Source organism: Rhodococcus sp. PBTS 1, from assembly GCF_001620025.1.
Taxonomy (GTDB): domain Bacteria; phylum Actinomycetota; class Actinomycetes; order Mycobacteriales; family Mycobacteriaceae; genus Rhodococcoides; species Rhodococcoides kroppenstedtii.
Genome location: NZ_CP015219.1, coordinates 420,211 through 435,463 on the forward strand (window position 1 = coordinate 420,211; position 15,253 = coordinate 435,463).

Here is a 15,253-nt window from a genome sequence, read left to right on the forward strand (position 1 = left end):
GCTGTGTCATCCGCGCGGTTCCCAGCGCCAGGTCACGAAGGCGAGAAAACCGAGCGCCACGATCCAGAAACCGGTGATACCGAGGTCGAACACGATGGGCGGCACGGGAAGTGGGGTCTCGGCGAGGACCGGCACGGATTCGCCGGCGCGAGCCACCAGGTCCACCGCTCCGGTGAAGGGCGCGAAGAGCAGGTAGCTGCGCAGGCCCGGGTCCACGTTCGGGGCGACGACGAGGTTCGACCCGATCGCCGCGAGCAGCAGCAGCGGCATCACCGAGTACTGCACGCGCTCGCTGTTCGGGGACACCGACCCGACGGCGACGCCGGCGGTCACCGACAGCAGCGCCGTCGCCAGGGCCGCCGCCGCGACCAGAGCAGGATCGGCCGGCAACGGGCCGCCGAGCACGGTGACTCCCGCGACGACGATGCCCACCTGCACCAGTCCGAGCAGCACCAGCGGCACCATCATCGAGACGATCAACTGCGTCGGAGTGAGCTCCGAGGTGCGTAACCGCTTGAACAGCTGCGACTCTCGCCGGGCCGCGACGATGGTGGCGCCGTTGATGTAGACCGAGAACACCAGCACCAGCACCGTCATGGGCGCCATGAGCATGGTCCATCCGGTCGCGTCCTCGGGCCGGGACACGATGGGGAAGAAGAGCACGAACACCGGCGCGAGCAGCGTCGCGAGCAACGTGTTCCGTTGCCGGAAGACCATCGACGTCTCGAACGCGATCTGCCGACGCGTGCGGGTCCAGCCGGACAGGCGACGCGAGCGCCCCGAGGACGCTGTGGTGGGGAGGGTGGAGACGGTGGCGGTCATCGGGACACCTCGCTCGTCTTGTGGTCGGGGGTTGCCGGGTCGGTGGTCGAGTTGCGGACGTGGTGGAAGACCTCGTCGAGCGACGCTGGGCTCGCCCGCAGGGGGCCGAGGACCATGCGCTCGTGGTCGGCCGTGCGGATCAGCCACGTCAATGCGGCCTGCTGATCGTCCGAGACCACCTCCAGCGCACGCAGACCGGCGTCGGCGGGCCGACGCGCGTCGTTCCACGCGGCGGTGACTCCGGCGGGGGCGGCGGCGATCAGGCGCTCGCCGTCGACGGGCCGGACGTCGACCTGGATGCGCGACGGACGGGTCGCGAGCACCTCGTCCAGCGTGCCGTGCACGGCCAGCGCGCCCTGGTGCATGATCGCCACCACGTCGGCCAGCTCCTCGGCTTCCTCGAGGTAGTGCGTCGTGAGGACGATGGTGGTGCCGGCGTCGCGCAGGTCGCGGACGAGGCTCCACAACGTGCGCCGGGATTCCGGGTCGAGGCCGGTGGTCGGCTCGTCGAGCACGATGAGTTCCGGTGCGCCCCAGATGGCCATGGCCAGATCGAGCCGTCGACGCTCGCCGCCGGAGAGCGAGTCCACTCGGTTCTCGCTGCGGTGCGTGAGGTCGACCAGGCCGAGCACGCGGTCGACGGAATCGGTGCGGCTCGACAGTCGGGACCACATGGTGAGCTCGGCGCGCACGCTGATCTCGCCGAAGTGTCCCGCCTCCTGGAGCACCACGCCGGTGCGGGCGCGGATCTCCGCGGGGTCGCGGAAGGGGTCGACGCCGAACACCGTCAGGTCGCCTCCGGAGCGCTCCCGGAAGCCCTGCAGGATCTCGAGCGTCGTCGTCTTGCCCGCGCCGTTGGTGCCCAGCAGCGCGAAGATCTCGCCGCGGCGCACGGTCAACGACACGTCGCGCACGGCGTGGTACTCGTCGTAGTGGAAGTCGAGGCCGGCGGCGTGGACCACGGCGTCGGGGGGAGAGATCGGCGTGGGAGTCATGACTTCATGCTTCGCCCGCCGCGTCGGCCCCGGTAGTGCCCTTGCCCACGGGTCCGCATGACGTTCACCCGGTCTCGGACATGACATTTGTCAGACGCACGGTGCCGACCAGCGCCGCGAGCGCCCCGCGGACGGCGTCGTCGGGCACGGCGTCGACCGCGTCGGCGAACGCGAGCACCGGATCGGTCGGCCCCGACACCGCCGGGACCCCGAGCGCGGTCAGCGTGGTCAGCAGATCCACATGTGTGTCCGGATCGCCCGTCGCACACCGCGCCTGACCGAAGCAGAACGCGCGGGTGGCGGCCAGATCCTCGGCGGTGACCGCCGCCGCGGCGGCGGCGATCTCGTTCGGGGACACCAGCGCCGCGACGGACCCGCGCCGACCCGGCACGCGGAGCACCCGCACCACTGGTGGCAGGCCCGCGCCGAGCCGGGCGACGGCGTTCAGCGCACCCAGCGCGACCCAGTCGGCCGCGGCGTCGGCGAGCGACGGTGCGGGCGGGCCGGGCGGGAACGGTGCTGTCGGGGCGGGTGGGAACGGTGCTGTCGGGGCGGGTGGGAACGGTGCTGTCGGTGCTGTCGGTGCTGTCGGTGTGGACGGGGATGAGACCACCGTGACCACCTCGGCGTCGCGGCCCACGGCGCACAGCGTCTCGACGCCCGCGCGGGGGAGTGATCGCAGCGCGGCGACCGCCTCGTCGCGTGTCAGGGGCGCGGCGCGGAACCGGCCCCCGCCCGTGTCGGCGACGGGGTGCCATCCGGGCGGTGTGACGACGACGCCGGACGTGTCGGCGAGCCGCACGCTCAGCCGTGTCGGGGCCGGGGTCCGCACGGCGACGGCCGGTGTGGAACCGACGGCGCCGGGAACGACGGGAACGGGGCCGACCGTCGTGCTCACCGGCCTCGGGCGCCAGTCGGGGACGGCGTGCAGCCGACGGTCGGCCGCACGGGGCGTCGGCGGTAGTGGCGCCTGACGACTGCTGGGCCGTGCGGTGCCCGACGGCGCGGCGGCGGGGTCCGGCACCACCGCCGCGTCGAGGGTGTCGTACAGCTCGGTGAGGCGGTTCCGCAGATCGCGCGGGGTGAGAGTGCGGGCCAGCGTCCGGGCGGTGGTCGACAGAGCGGAACCGTCGGCGAGCGCGTGCGCGCGGGCGACGAGGACGGGATCGTGGCGGAGCCGGTCGGCGAGACCGAGCAGCGCACGACGCGCGCGGCCCGGGTCGGTCTCCGTGACCGCGGCGGGACGCCCTTCACCCCGCACGGCCAGGATCTCGGTGTCGGCAACGGCCACCGGACCGGCTCGACCGACGCGGACGTCGCGCGGGGCGAACACCGATGCCGCCGCGACCCACTCGAGGTGGCTGTGGGGGTCGGCGCGGATCCCCGGAATCGTGCGGGCGCGCCACACGTCGGTGACGCCCGGCCCGGCGACGGTGCGGGGGCGGTAGGGCAGGGGGTCGATGGGGACGATGGGCCCGGTGGTGTCGCGAGCCTCCGGGTCGCCGCGCTCGATCACCGCGGCGACGGCGCGCTCTCCACCGACTGCCTCGACGTCCACCGCCAGGGCCAGGGTCGACTCGTGCGGCCGGAACGTTCGCGCGAGGAACGCGCGGGCGTCGTCGGGGGTGAGCCGTTCGAGATCGGCGACCGCGCCGAATCCGTCCCGGGCGTGGATCGGGTGGTCGGTGACCGCAGCGGACAGGGCCGGCCACGGCGAGGGCGACGCGGCGAGGGCACGGACCTCGTCGATCACGGCGTCGCGCTGGCGGTCGAATTCACTGCCGTCGAACATGATTCGGCCGCGTAGACGGTCGAGGTCGTCGGCCAGGACGGTACGCCAGCACGAGGCCGGCGCGGTGGTCACGAACTCCTGACGGTCCACGTGGGTGGTGGCCGACGTGGTGCCGCCTATCGCCTCGACCCGCCGATCGGCGGCGCGGGACCCGACCGTCGCCAGGTGCTCGCACAGGTGGGCCGTGCCCTGGCCGCCCCACGGATCGTGCTGCCAGCCCGCCGGTGCGACGGCCACCGTGGTCACCGCGCCCGAGCCCGGCCGGTCCAGGAGAACGACCCGGACGCCGTCGGGCGAGCGCAGGACGATCACGGCGCGCGGTTGCTCTCGAGCCAGTCGACCAGCGACGACCACCGTGGCAGTTCGGTGTCGGCGTAGTCGGCGAACCATGTGAAGTCGGCGACGTGCCGAACGACGTGTTCGATGGTGTGATCGGCCAGCCGATCGTCGTCGATCGGGCGTCCGCCGTGCTCGGCGTATCCGCGCAGCAGCTCGTCGCGCACCTCGGTGGGTGACGGCGCGCGGCCGGCGGGGGAGAACACCGCCAGCTCCACGGCCTGGGCGGTCAGTGCACCGAGGTCGTACTCCGGCGGCGCGTGACCGACGTCCTCCCCGACCATCACCACCAGTCGGCCGTCCGGGTCGGCGACACTGTGGCCGACTCCGGCCCACCCGTGGACGAGGACGCCGTCGGGACTCGGATCGACCCCGAGAACGTCGTCGAGGTGGTCGCGGGCACGGGCGGACAGCCCGTCGAGAAAGGCGGCCCGTCCGGCGCTGCGACGCGCATCGCCCAGGTCGGGTCGAGACCACCAGTCCCGCAACCGGGTTCGAGCCGGGGGCTCGGTTCGCTGCGTGTCGTCGACGTCGGTCGCGTGCAGGGCGGCGAGCAACGTACCCCAGTCCCGGTACGTCGCGAGCCAGTCGACGGACCCGCTGTCACCGTGCAGGGCCGTCGCGGCCAGGGTTTCCTCCGCCGGTAGCCGGTACGTGCGCACGACGTCGTCGCCGTCGCCGGTGACGAACCGGCCCGACGGTCCGGTGGGCGCCGACCGGACGGGCACGGAACTGAACGGATGGTCGCGGTGCGGGGCGGTGCGCGTCCACAGCGCCAGGGACGCCCGCGGGTCGGTCGGCGGCCTGATCCTCGTGGCCCGGATGGCCGTTCCGTAGTCGACGGTGGTGCTCGTGGTGGTCATGCGGCGTCCAACCTCTCGATGGCGTCGGTGAGCGGCGCCGCCCCGTAGGCGGACCGAGTGGACGCGGCGCTGCGCGCCGGGGTCGGTTCGACCACCACGATGTCGGACCGACGCCGCAGCGTTTCCCGATGGGTGAGGTACGGCTGGTTCTCGAACGCGCCGGGAGGGAGGCCGGGCGCCACCACCAGCGGCACGTCGGTGCTCGCGTGGGCGAGCAGCGACGGCGAGTCGACGATGCCGAGTGCCAGCCGCGAGAAGTAGTGCAGCGTGCAGGGATAGACGATCATGCCGTCCATCCAGTCGCCCAACCGCACGTGCAGCGGATCGGCTGTGCCGGTCCACGCGTCGACGTCGACGGCGCCCCCGCTCACCGTGCGGATCGAGTCGGCGCTGACGAACTTCGCCGCCGACGGCGTGATCAGGTAGTGGGTGTCGATGTCCGGCCGTTGCATCCGCAGCCAGTTGGCCCAGTAGGGCATGAAGGCGGAGCTGACCGCGCCGGTGACCACGAGGACCAGGTTCATGCTGCACTCCTGCGTTCGGTCGTGCGTGTCCGTGCGGCGGTGGCGATCCGCCTCCACGCGTCGGCGATGTCGGCGCGCGTCGCACCGTCGGGAAGGTGCAGGACGACGGACACCTCGTCGGCGCCCGCCTCCGCGAGTTCGCCTGCGCGCGCGGCGACACGGTCGGCGTCGCCGACGGTGACCAGGCCGTGGTCGAGGACGCGGGCGATGTCCCGGTCGTCGAGCGTTCCGGTCAGCTCCAGCCCGTCGCGGCGCAGCATGTCGCGGTAGTGCGGGGCGCTCAGATGGGGTCCGATCGCGCGTCGGACCACGTCGGGTGCCTCGGCGGCGGTGACGTCGAGACCCGCGTGCAGGGTGGTGACGACGCGGGGGCGACGGCGACCGGCCGATGCCGCGCCGTCGTCGAGGGCGGGCACCAACACCTCCGCGAGGTAGTCGGGGGTCGCCAGCCAGGTGACGACGCCGTCGGCGATCTCCCCGGCCAGACGCGCCATCGCCGGGCGCAGGACGCCGAGTCCGATGTCGACGCGGTCGCTCACATCCGGTGCGGGGGAGTCGAACACGGTGGTGATCCGCTCGCCGCGCACGTCCACCCGGCCGCCGGCGAGCAGGCCGCGCAGCGCGGCGACGAACTCACGAGTGGTCGTCAGCGGAGACGCCCACGGTGTGCCGGTGAGGGCGCGGTGGATCTCGGGATAGCCGGGGGAGAAATAGGCGCTCACCGGCGGGGTTCCGGGTCGCTCCCCGACCAGATCGGCGAGCGCGCGCAGCTCCAGCGCGGCCGCGTAGGGCGTCGTGGTGGGGACGAGGGTGACCGCCGAGCCGACCGGGACGCGGTGGCCGCGGCCGGCGGCGTAGCCGACGCCGCCGAGGACGGACACCGACGACTGCTGCCCGAACCACAGGCGATCCAGTCCGGTCGACGCGGCCAGCGCGACCCACCATGCGGCATCGGCGATGCCGGGAGCGGACCACGGTGCGTAGGCGGAGAGCGACGGGGCGCCGGGAGCGGTCATGTCGTGTCCTCGTTCGACGGTCGGGGATGGATGAAAGGGGGGAGTGGGCCGTGCCCGGCCCGCCGCGAGTGGTGTCCGCGGCGGGCCCGGCGGCGACTCAGCAGGACAGCTTGGCGGTGGTGTAGGACGCGAGCGCGGAGCAGGGCACCGTGGTGGCCGGGGTGTCCGCGGCGGTGGTCTCGGTGATCTCCTCCGGAGCGGCGTACGCGTCGAAGCCGGTCAGGATGTCGTGGGTGGTGTTCTCGCTCATGGTGTTTCCTCTCGGTTGGAGTCGTGTTGGATGGGTACCGCTCGATGGGGTGGTGCAGGGTCGTGCGGGTGGTGCGTCAGCAGCCGAGTTCGGCGGTGGTGATGCTGGCCAGCGCCGAGCACGGGACGGTGGTGGCGGGCACGTCGCCCGCGTTGGTCTCGGCGATCTCGTCCGGGGCGGCGTAGGAGGACAGGCCGTCCAGGATGTCGTGGGTGTCGCTCATGGTGCTTCCTCTCGGTCGTGTTTCTCGGGTCTCGCTCGTGCTTCGCTCGGTGCTGTCCGAGCCACTCGCCGGGGGTCCGGCGAGAAGTCAGGGGCGGTGGGTCCGCCGGGTAGTGTTGCGCCAGAACTCGATCGGGTCGACCCCGGCCGCCGCGAGGGCGGCGGGGACGGCGTCGGCATCGAGTCCGTCCAGGGCCAGTCGCGCGAGAACGGTGGCGCGGTGTTGGCCGTAGCTCAGGGATCCGCGGGTGCGATCCGGATCGTCGGGTTCCTGCGCGAGGCCGACACCCGGCCGCAGGGTGGCGACGAAGGCGGAGGTTCGATCCCAGCGGGCGCCGGCGGACACCGCGTCGGCCAGGGCCTCGGCGTGGTGTCGTTCGTCGTGTCCCAGGTAGACCGTGACGGCGTCGGTGCGGGGGTACCAGGCGGGCGACGAGGCAATTTTCGCCTGCCACGCAGCGACGTGTCCACGGAGATAGGAGACCGCGTCGCCGAACACCGTGAGCCCGTCGTCGAAGGTCTCGGCGGCCAGGTACACGCGCCAGAGCGCCGCGTCCTCCGGGCCCGCGGCGACGGGCCGCTCCGGTCCGAACACCAGGTGGAATCCGGGGGAGAGGGCCGGCCAGCCGGAGGGCAGCAGCACCGTGTCGCCGGTCGGGGCGTCGTCGAGGGTGACGCGGGCGCCGAACATCGTGGCGGTGACGGTGTCGCCGTCGCGGCGGACGTCGCGGATCCGGACCGGCACCGGCACGTCGGGAACCGTTGCGGTGATGCGAGATTCGGCGTCCGGGTCGCGATCCACCCGGGCGAGGGAGTCGCGGCCGACGGGCCAGCGGACGTGCAGCCGCTCGTACAGGCGGCGGCCCAGCTCGGTCTCGAGCTGGCGAACGTCGTCGGCTGTCAGGGACTCTCCGGCCACGGAGGCCGTCAGGCGGCGGGTGTCCACCTCGATCGAGCCGAGCACGTCCGCGAACGCGGTGGAGGTCGCACCGGGCGTGAGGGCGGTGTGGCCCGTGAGGGCCGTGCGGGCCGTGAGGGAGGCGGTCATGACGGCTGCTCCGTTCCGAGAAGGGCATGCACGCCCGCGGGATTCAGGACACCCGACCGTCCGACGCCGGCCGCGGCGCGGTGGATGGCGGGCAGGACGGCGTTGGTGGCCGCGCCGGCGAGGAGGCGGTCCAGCAGATGCCACCCGGCGAAGGCGCCGGTGCGGCGGACGAAGTCGTCGTCGACGGCGCGTTCGGCGCGGTAGGCCAGCCAGAAGGCACGGGAGATCGGGGCGAGGGCGCGAGCCTTCTCGCGGCCGCGCCGCAGCACGGCGTCGGCAGAGCCGCCGCGGGCGAGGGCGTCGCCACCCCCGCGGGCGGTGGGGATGTCGAGCACCGCGCGGTAGAGCCACTCGCCGAGGAAGGAGCCGGTGTCGCGGGCGGGGTCGCCCGCGCCGAACTCCTCCCAGTCGACGACCCAGACGTCGTCGCCGCGGACCAGCACCTGATCGGCGCGCAGGTCCCCGTGGATCGGAGTCGTCGCGGCGGCTGCGGCGGCTGCACTGTCCGAGGCGAGGGCGCGCAGCGCATCGCACAGCACCGCGTCCGCCTGGATCAACCCGTAGGCGGCCAGCTCGCCGCCGGTGAGGTGGCGAACGTGCCGCAGCGGGATGCCGGACAGCAGTCCGACCGCGGGTGCGGGGGTGGGTCGATCGTCCCGCACGGGCAGATCCGGCAGCTCCAGGGAGTGGAGCCGGGCGACGGTGCGCCCGAGGGTGGCCGCGACGGCGGGGGTGAAGCGTTGGTCGACCATCAGCATGGTGCCGGACTCGGCGCCGTCGACGTACTCCTGCACGAGGACGGCGAGGTCGGGATCGGCCACGACGCAGCGCGGCGACCGCGGCAGGCCGGCGTCGGGATGCGCCGCGAGCACCTCGTCGTACGCGAGGCACCGCGCGAGGGAGTCCGGAGCGTCGGAGAAGCGGAACTTCTTGACGAACCAGCTCCCGGAGTCGGTGTCGATGCGGTAGTTCGCATTCCGGCCCACGAGGCGTTCCTCGGGGCCGTTCGGCGGCGTGCCGAGGGGGTGGCGGGACGCGAGCGTGCGGAAGTCGTCGGCGATGGCGATCACGCGGCACCTCCGAGCGGACGGGCGACGAACAGGGAACGATCGGGCGCGTCGGTGACGGCGGTCTCGACCGCCAACCCGGCTCGGCCGAGGAGGGCCTCGACGTCGGCCGACGTCCGATCGGGCCTGGTCATGGACGCTTCGAGACGGACGGCGACGGACGTCTCGGAGGCCAGGTTGCCGCGCGCGGTGAGGTGGACCTCGGCCACGACGACTCGGCCGTTCCCGTCGGCCGCCTCGGCGGCGCGGCGCAGGATGGCGACGGCGTCGTCGTCGTCCCAGTCCGCGAGGATCGCCGACAGGAGGACGACGTCGTGCCCGGTCGGGAGAGGGTCGAAGAAGCTGCCCGGGGTGGCGGCGAGGCGTTCGGCGAGGCCGGCGTCGGCGGCGCGGACGCGGGCCCGGTCGGTGAAGACGGGGAAGTCCAGCACGGTCGCGTGCAGGTGCGGCCACCGCCGCAGGAGCGCCAGGGCGAGCGACCCGGTGTTGCCGCCGAGATCGACGACGGTCGACGCGGTGGCGAAGACGGGTGAGTCGAGCACCAGCTCGGCGGCGAATCCCGGGTCCTCCCAGTCGAAGGAGGACACGTCGGGGGCGTCGGCGTCGTCGAGTTCCTGCCACAGGGTGGCGCCGGACGACGCCTCCGAGGCCGGGCGACCGGTGCGCAGCGTGTGGTCGAGGTCGACGAGGGCGATCTCGTTGCGCCCGACGACGGTGTCGACGTCGAGCAGATCGCGCAGTCCCAGGGTGGACCGGTCGCGGGTCAGCAGCGAGCCGAGCGCGGTGAGCGAGTAGCCCTCCTCGTCGCCGGCGAGCAGGCCTTCGTGGACCAGGTGGTCCGCGGCGACGCGGACGGCGCGGCGGTGTCCGCCGACCGTCGTCGTCAAGCGGTCGAGGTCCAGGGCGGCGCCGGTGCCGGCTGGGTCGGCGGTGCCGGCGGTGCCGGCGGCGTCGGCGAGCGCATCGAAGAGTCCGACGCGAACGGCCGCGCGGATGGTCATCGGCGTCACGATGTCGGCCTTGCCGATCACCTCGGCGACCTGCGCTGGATCGAACTCGGCTGTGGTCACGCCGTGCTCCTCTCGGTCGGGTCCTGCTCGGGTCGTGCTGTCCTTCGCTGATACCTACTCTGCTGCGCCGCAACGTCTTTCGTCAGTGTCGAACGGTCGTTTCCCGCGGTCCGCTTCTCACGTGTCCCGAATGAGAAATGTCATGGGCGCTCGGACGGGATAATCTCTGCGCTGTGGAGGATCTCCGGATAGTGGTGGCGGACGACGAGGTGACCATCCGCTCCGCGCTGGTCGAACTGATCGGCCTGCGTCCGGGCCTGTCCGTCGTCGGCGGGGCGGCCGACGGAGCGGAGGCCGTCGATCTGGCCAAGGCGCACCGGCCGGACATCGCGCTGCTCGACGCGGACATGCCCGTGATGAGCGGCATCGAGGCGTGCGCGATTCTGGCGCCGCTCGGAGTGAAGGTGGTGATCCTCACCGCCAGCGTCGCCCCGTCGACGATGCGCGACGCCATGAACGCCGGCGCGAGCGGTTACGTCACCAAGGCCACCGCGGTGGACGAGCTGTCGGAGATCATCGTCAAGGTCGCCCGCGGGCAGTCGTACGTCGATCCGCAGCTCGCGGCGAGCGTCATGAGCGCGCCGCAGAATCCGCTGAGTGCACGCGAGATCGAGGTGCTGCGCCTGGTGCTCCCCGGAACGCCGGTAGCGGACATCGCGAAGGAGCTCCATCTGGCGGTGGGAACCGTCCGGAACTACCTGTCGTCCGCGATGTCCGCTCTGGGCGCACGTAATCGGCACGAGGCTGCTCAGCTGGCCGTGAAGAAGGGGTGGATGTGACCGTCGCGTCAGCCGTGCGCCGGCCGGTTGCCGCGCAGGGCGACGTACAGCGGGCGGCCCAGGCTGTAGGCCACGAGGACGACGGCGATCACGACGAACATCGTGTCCGCGCCGCCGCTGACGGCGTAGATGATCGCCAGCGCCAGGGCACTGAACAGCAGGTTCGCGACCGCGACGGGAATCTCGCGGGAGAGCGTCGGGGCGGGGCCGAACTTCATGACGTCCTTGGTGAAATGCGACATGGTGAGCGTCCTTTCCTTCTCGGAGGGGGTCGATCCGTCCCCTTCGACACTGCTCGGAGCGGACCCCGCCGGGTAGTGAGGCCGGTCAGGATTCCGGTATGACAAATCACCCGTCCGACTCCCGCGAACCGGTGGTGCGCCCACCGGCGAAGAACTACACCCGCGTCGGCAGCCTGTACGTCGCGGCGACGCTCTACGTCATGTCGTGGGGAACGGTGGTTCCGCTGATCGCACGGACCCCGCTGCGGCTGGACCGTCCGGCCGTCTGGGTCTGCTGCGGCGTGGTGCTCGCGGCGCTGCTCGGGCTGACGTGGCTGATCACGCGCGCGGCCGTGCCCGGACACGTCGAGACGCGGCCGTTCCGCCGCGCGGTGGCCTGGTATCTCGGCGTCGTCGCGGTGGGTGCGGTGGTCACCGCCGTCGTGGGGCAGGCGGCGTACGCGCAGCTCGCCTGGCTCGGCACCCTGCCGTTGATCTGCGGGGCCTTCGCGGCGTCCATGGTCTCGACGCGGTGGGGCGCGGCGGCCACGATCGTGCTCGTCCCCGCGTGTCTGCCCATCACCGGGACACCCGAGGCGCTGTGGATCTTCCTGGTGCTGGGCGCGGCCAACTTCTTCTACGTGCGACTGGCCATGTGGATCTTCCGCCACGTCCGCGAACTCGACGCGGCCCGGCGGCAGATCGCCCGGATGAGCATCGACCAGGAGCGGTCCCGGTTCTCCCGCGACCTGCACGACGTCATGGGCCGCTCGCTGTCCTCCATCGCTCTGACCTGCGAGTTGGCCCTGTCCGTGCGGGACGACGTCGGCGCGAAGGACGTCCACGTCCGCGACGCGCAGCGGACGGCGCAGCGCGCCCTGGCCGACATGCGCGCGCTGGTGCGGGGCTATCACGACATCGAGTTCGGTACCGAGCTCGCCGACGCCCTGGTGCTGCTCCGCTCCGCCGGCGTGCTCGCGGAAGCCGACGGCGACGGCGGGGCCGACCTCGATCCGGCGGCGTCCGAGGCCGCGGCGTGGGTGGTCCGCGAGGCGGTGACCAACGTGCTGAAGCACGCCCCGGCCGCGACGGAATGCGAGCTGACGATGCGCGCGGGCGTCCTCGAGATCGTCAACGACGGTGTCGACGAGCGGTCCGCCGGCGACGGACTCGGCCGGGGACTCGCCGGACTCCGCGAGCGCGTGGAGGCGGTCGGCGGGACGTTCAGGGCGGAGCGGGACGGTGCGCGCTTCCGTGTCCGTTGCGCGCTACCCCTCGCGCGCGACGCGCGAGGGTCGCAGCGCGATCGGATCCGGGAGGTCGACGGCGTCCGTCACTGACGAGCGGGACTCGGTCAGGACCCGGCCGAACGCGATACCGGCAACGCCCGTCATGAACGTCGTGACGCCGACGTGACCGGGGTGGCCGGTCGCGTATCCCGCCCGCCGAATGCGGTCCTGGAGTTCCCGAGCTCGCCGGTCCGCCTGCTCGTCCAGGTCCGCTGCCGCGTCGGGGGCGACGGGGGCCAGCAGGAGCGCGAGGCGTCGCAGGATCGCGACGACTCCCGTCTCTCCGTGACACAGCGAATCGTCGGTCTCGAGGGGTTCGGGCACCGTCGCCGCGGCGGCGACCGCAGCGGGCGTGTCCCCCGCCGCGAGGGCGATCTCCGTGTGACACAGGGCGAGTCCGGCCGCGCCGCGGCACCACGACGATCCGGCCGCGCCGCGGCGCCACGAGTCTCCGGCCGTCGCATCGTCGGGAAGGTCGACGAGTCGCGCCCGGTGGGCGTGGCCGTCCACCCGCGCCAGCGCCCACGCGAGCCCGTCGACGCCGTGGGCGAGGCCGCGCTCACGGATCTCGCCGCCGTGCAGCGCCGCCGCCAGCCGGTCCGCCGCGCTGCGCACCGCGGGGTGATCGGCGAGGCCGAACTCGGTGAGGACGACGACGCCACCGGCCAGGCCGCCGACGACGTCGAGGCGGTCGGGCCCGACCGCGGTGTCGAGCACCGTCGTCAGGAGGCGGTCGGCGGCGTCGCGGGTGCGAGCGCCCACGGCACGGTCGCCGGATCCGGCCAGTTCGCGGAGCAACCACACGGTGCCGAGCGCACCCGTGAACGGGCACCACGCTCGGCCCGTTTCCGCCGGGACGCCCTCTCGGAGGTCGAGCACCTGGTCCTCGGCGTGCCGGGTCACGGCAGCGGCGGCGTCGGCGAGGCGACGGCGTCGGGCCGGGGTCGGACGGATGCGCGCAAGCGCCGCGCCGAGCAGGGCGGTCCCGCCGCCGTGATAAAGCGTGCGGTCGCCGGCCGTGAGCACGGGATCGGCGTCCGGGCTCGCGCCGGGCAGGGCGTCGAGGGTCCCGAGTGCGGGTCCGGCACCGCCCTGGCGGACCGTGCGTGCGGCCAGGCGGCGCTCGATGCGGGCCAGTCCGCTCCGGGGGTCCGGATCCTGCAACGCCGCCTGAAGATCGGTGGCCGCGGTCCGCGCGGGCGCCGACCGGGACGGGGTGTCGACTCCGGCGAGCGCGGAGCGCACGAGGTGCTCGAGCGCGGCGGGCGGCGTCCGGATCAGCGTGTCGAGACATCGGTGAGCGCGCGCCAGCGGCGTCGGCCCCACCGGCGGCGGCGCGTCCACTCGGTCGGCGAACCGCGGGACGTCGCCCCGCAGCAGCGCCGCGATCTCGGCCTCGGTCACCGCCGCCGTCCCGGTGGCCGACTCGGGAAGGAGGCGGAACAGACGTTCGGCCTCGGCGGCGTCGGTGAGGTACCGCGGGTGCCGGGCGGCGTCGAGGAAGGCGGTGTAGACGGCGGTCGGACGCACCACGCGCCGACACGTCGTGGCCCGGGCGTCGTCGAGGAGGCGGTGTATCTCGTCGCGGCGCCGCGCGAGATCCCGGACCGCCGTGTGGAATCCGGTGACGACGTCGTCGACGTGGTCGGTGAGCGGCACCGGAACGGAGGTACCGGGTGCCGTCGGGCGGTGGGCGGTGGCGGTGACGGTCGCCGGAACGGCCGCGACCGTCCACGCGTCGGTTCCTCGGTGCACGTGTCGGTGGGCGTCCGCACCGCCGGGCGTCCGGGTGCCGGCGCGGGACAGGGCCGCCATCGAGCTGCTCGGCGACCCGGTCGGCAGCATCGTGGTGCCCAGCGGACCGTCCGCCAGAGCGCACGTCAGCGGGTCGGCCGTGGCCGGGTTCTCGGTGGCCGGGTGCAGCAGCGTCTCGACGTCGACGGGGACGGGGTGATCACCCGCGGCGACGACGTTCTCGGCGTGACCGTCGGTGGAACCGAGCGCGGTGAACACCGCGAGCATCCGACCGGCGCGGCGGTGGAATCTCGCCGCGGCGTCGGCGTCGTCGGGAAGCGTTGTAGCCGAGACGAACTCGTGCCAGGAGAGGTCACCGGTGGACGCGGCCATGCACCGCGGGAGGCGCAGGTGATCGCCCGCGGTGTCGGCGTCGAGCAGGGCGACGATGCGCCCCAGCAGGTCGTCGGGATCGGCCGACCGCGGTTTGACCACGAGGCTGGGCGACGCCGCGTCGTCGACCGTCAGGGTGGCGACGCGTCGTCCGCCGTCGTGCGGGTCGCCGTGGGCGATGTCGATCGCCGTGAGCGGTCCCGGGGGAAGCAGTCCGAGGGCGTGCAGTCGGGGAGCGTCCACGGCCAGGACGGTAAGGATCGTCGTCAGCTGGTCGAGTCGGTCCGCCGCCAGGCGGTCGAGCCGCCGCGCCGCCACCGGGTAGGTGCGCCACAGCTGGTCGACGCCGCCCGCACGCAGGTGGGCGTCGAACGCGGCCAACGCGGTGGTGGACGCCGGATCGGCGGGCGCGTCCCGCTCGGTGCGGAACAGGTGGAACTCCTGCGCCACGGTGCGGCCGAGGAGATCCTCCGCGTCCTGAGCGAACCGGTCGACCGCCGCGGTGATCGCCGCCGGGTGCACGAGCTCTCCCCGGGGGAGGCGGTGCGCAGCGCACCGGACCCGGCGCACGGCGTCGTCGACGACCGTGGCGACCGGGTCCGGTGGCGGGGTGGTGATCAGACGCAGGACCACGTGGGGCAGGTGGTGGTGGGCAGGCCGATGGGGACCGATCCGCGCACACGGCCCGCCCGCGCGGCACCCGCGCCGGCGAGTCGCACGAGCTCGGCCTCGTCCGGCGCGGCGAGGGTGGTGTCGGTGTCCTGAACCTGCGGACGAGTGGTGGATGTCAGTGCGGCCATGGGGTTCTCCGATCGCGTGAGTCGGGGTGGTC

General features: G+C 73.4%; 16 protein-coding genes. 2 read left to right on the forward strand and 14 right to left on the reverse strand.

Features of this window, described 5'->3' with window-relative positions:
• Nucleotides 1–6: 6 nt before the first annotated feature.
• From A3Q40_RS02055 to A3Q40_RS02095, 11 genes are all read right to left on the reverse strand, one after another.
• Nucleotides 7–822, reverse strand: a complete 816-nt coding sequence (locus A3Q40_RS02055; RefSeq protein WP_068099579.1) for an ABC transporter permease — start codon at nucleotides 820–822, stop codon at nucleotides 7–9.
• Nucleotides 819–1,817 carry an ABC transporter ATP-binding protein gene (locus tag A3Q40_RS02060; protein WP_069972887.1) on the reverse strand — a complete coding sequence of 333 codons (999 nt, stop codon included), beginning with the start codon at nucleotides 1,815–1,817 and terminating at the stop codon, nucleotides 819–821. The genes A3Q40_RS02055 and A3Q40_RS02060 overlap by 4 nt, the downstream gene beginning before the upstream one ends.
• Nucleotides 1,818–1,881: 64 nt before the next feature.
• The gene (locus A3Q40_RS02065) at nucleotides 1,882–3,921 is read right to left on the reverse strand and encodes a M16 family metallopeptidase (protein ID WP_068099580.1); all 2,040 of its coding nucleotides are present in this window, start codon (nucleotides 3,919–3,921) and stop codon (nucleotides 1,882–1,884) included.
• Nucleotides 3,918–4,808 carry a hypothetical protein gene (locus tag A3Q40_RS20025; protein ID WP_068099581.1) on the reverse strand — a complete coding sequence of 297 codons (891 nt, stop codon included), beginning with the start codon at nucleotides 4,806–4,808 and terminating at the stop codon, nucleotides 3,918–3,920. The genes A3Q40_RS02065 and A3Q40_RS20025 overlap by 4 nt, the downstream gene beginning before the upstream one ends.
• Nucleotides 4,805–5,332 (reverse strand): flavoprotein, encoded by a 528-nt coding sequence (locus A3Q40_RS02075; protein ID WP_069973002.1) that lies wholly within the window; start codon nucleotides 5,330–5,332, stop codon nucleotides 4,805–4,807. Before A3Q40_RS02075 ends, A3Q40_RS20025 begins: the two co-directional genes overlap by 4 nt.
• Nucleotides 5,329–6,348: an LLM class flavin-dependent oxidoreductase gene (locus tag A3Q40_RS02080; protein ID WP_068099583.1), complete on the reverse strand. Its 1,020-nt coding sequence runs from the start codon at nucleotides 6,346–6,348 to the stop codon at nucleotides 5,329–5,331. The genes A3Q40_RS02075 and A3Q40_RS02080 overlap by 4 nt, the downstream gene beginning before the upstream one ends.
• A 97-nt stretch (nucleotides 6,349–6,445) precedes the next feature.
• Nucleotides 6,446–6,598 (reverse strand): LxmA leader domain family RiPP, encoded by a 153-nt coding sequence (locus tag A3Q40_RS20030; RefSeq protein ID WP_157889466.1) that lies wholly within the window; start codon nucleotides 6,596–6,598, stop codon nucleotides 6,446–6,448.
• Between the two features lie 76 nt (nucleotides 6,599–6,674).
• Nucleotides 6,675–6,821: a hypothetical protein gene (locus A3Q40_RS20035; RefSeq protein WP_156509759.1), complete on the reverse strand. Its 147-nt coding sequence runs from the start codon at nucleotides 6,819–6,821 to the stop codon at nucleotides 6,675–6,677.
• Nucleotides 6,822–6,908: 87 nt separating this feature from the next.
• Nucleotides 6,909–7,868, reverse strand: a complete 960-nt coding sequence (locus A3Q40_RS02085) for a T3SS effector HopA1 family protein (protein WP_068099584.1) — start codon at nucleotides 7,866–7,868, stop codon at nucleotides 6,909–6,911.
• The gene (gene lxmK / locus A3Q40_RS02090; RefSeq protein WP_068099585.1) at nucleotides 7,865–8,938 is read right to left on the reverse strand and encodes a class V lanthionine synthetase subunit LxmK; all 1,074 of its coding nucleotides are present in this window, start codon (nucleotides 8,936–8,938) and stop codon (nucleotides 7,865–7,867) included. The genes A3Q40_RS02085 and lxmK overlap by 4 nt, the downstream gene beginning before the upstream one ends.
• Nucleotides 8,935–10,005 carry a methyltransferase gene (locus tag A3Q40_RS02095; RefSeq protein ID WP_068099586.1) on the reverse strand — a complete coding sequence of 357 codons (1,071 nt, stop codon included), beginning with the start codon at nucleotides 10,003–10,005 and terminating at the stop codon, nucleotides 8,935–8,937. The genes lxmK and A3Q40_RS02095 overlap by 4 nt, the downstream gene beginning before the upstream one ends.
• Nucleotides 10,006–10,178: 173 nt before the next feature.
• On the opposite strand from A3Q40_RS02095, the gene A3Q40_RS02100 reads away from it, so the two are divergent.
• On the forward strand, nucleotides 10,179–10,784 hold the full coding sequence (locus A3Q40_RS02100; RefSeq protein WP_068099587.1) for a response regulator transcription factor: 606 nt from the start codon (nucleotides 10,179–10,181) through the stop codon (nucleotides 10,782–10,784).
• A gap of 8 nt (nucleotides 10,785–10,792) precedes the next feature.
• On the opposite strand, the gene A3Q40_RS02105 is transcribed toward A3Q40_RS02100, so the two are convergent.
• Complete coding sequence (locus A3Q40_RS02105; protein WP_068099588.1) at nucleotides 10,793–11,026, reverse strand: hypothetical protein; 234 nt, start codon at nucleotides 11,024–11,026, stop codon at nucleotides 10,793–10,795.
• A 98-nt stretch (nucleotides 11,027–11,124) separates the two neighbouring features.
• Between A3Q40_RS02105 and A3Q40_RS02110 the strand changes: the two genes are divergently transcribed.
• Nucleotides 11,125–12,345, forward strand: coding sequence for a sensor histidine kinase (locus A3Q40_RS02110; protein WP_082833710.1), 1,221 nt, complete (start codon nucleotides 11,125–11,127; stop codon nucleotides 12,343–12,345).
• On the opposite strand, the gene A3Q40_RS02115 is transcribed toward A3Q40_RS02110, so the two are convergent.
• Both A3Q40_RS02115 and A3Q40_RS20500 read right to left on the reverse strand, forming a co-directional pair.
• The gene (locus A3Q40_RS02115; RefSeq protein ID WP_068099590.1) at nucleotides 12,274–15,054 is read right to left on the reverse strand and encodes a DUF4135 domain-containing protein; all 2,781 of its coding nucleotides are present in this window, start codon (nucleotides 15,052–15,054) and stop codon (nucleotides 12,274–12,276) included. The genes A3Q40_RS02110 and A3Q40_RS02115 overlap by 72 nt on opposite strands.
• On the reverse strand, nucleotides 15,039–15,221 hold the full coding sequence (locus tag A3Q40_RS20500) for a hypothetical protein (protein WP_068099591.1): 183 nt from the start codon (nucleotides 15,219–15,221) through the stop codon (nucleotides 15,039–15,041). Before A3Q40_RS20500 ends, A3Q40_RS02115 begins: the two co-directional genes overlap by 16 nt.
• Nucleotides 15,222–15,253 lie beyond the last annotated feature (32 nt).

What these genes read in the sequence shown, in the direction of transcription:
- A3Q40_RS20025 (WP_068099581.1), bottom strand. Translation starts at nt 4,808, where the DNA reads ATGACCACCACGAGCACCACCGTCGACTACGGAACGGCCATCCGGGCC.
- A3Q40_RS02060 (WP_069972887.1), bottom strand. Translation starts at nt 1,817, where the DNA reads ATGACTCCCACGCCGATCTCTCCCCCCGACGCCGTGGTCCACGCCGCC.
- A3Q40_RS02085 (WP_068099584.1), bottom strand. Translation starts at nt 7,868, where the DNA reads ATGACCGCCTCCCTCACGGCCCGCACGGCCCTCACGGGCCACACCGCC.
- A3Q40_RS20035 (WP_156509759.1), bottom strand. Translation starts at nt 6,821, where the DNA reads ATGAGCGACACCCACGACATCCTGGACGGCCTGTCCTCCTACGCCGCC.
- A3Q40_RS02105 (WP_068099588.1), bottom strand. Translation starts at nt 11,026, where the DNA reads ATGTCGCATTTCACCAAGGACGTCATGAAGTTCGGCCCCGCCCCGACG.
- A3Q40_RS02075 (WP_069973002.1), bottom strand. Translation starts at nt 5,332, where the DNA reads ATGAACCTGGTCCTCGTGGTCACCGGCGCGGTCAGCTCCGCCTTCATG.
- A3Q40_RS02055 (WP_068099579.1), bottom strand. Translation starts at nt 822, where the DNA reads ATGACCGCCACCGTCTCCACCCTCCCCACCACAGCGTCCTCGGGGCGC.
- A3Q40_RS02110 (WP_082833710.1), top strand. Translation starts at nt 11,125, where the DNA reads ATGACAAATCACCCGTCCGACTCCCGCGAACCGGTGGTGCGCCCACCG.
- A3Q40_RS02080 (WP_068099583.1), bottom strand. Translation starts at nt 6,348, where the DNA reads ATGACCGCTCCCGGCGCCCCGTCGCTCTCCGCCTACGCACCGTGGTCC.
- A3Q40_RS20500 (WP_068099591.1), bottom strand. Translation starts at nt 15,221, where the DNA reads ATGGCCGCACTGACATCCACCACTCGTCCGCAGGTTCAGGACACCGAC.
- A3Q40_RS20030 (WP_157889466.1), bottom strand. Translation starts at nt 6,598, where the DNA reads ATGAGCGAGAACACCACCCACGACATCCTGACCGGCTTCGACGCGTAC.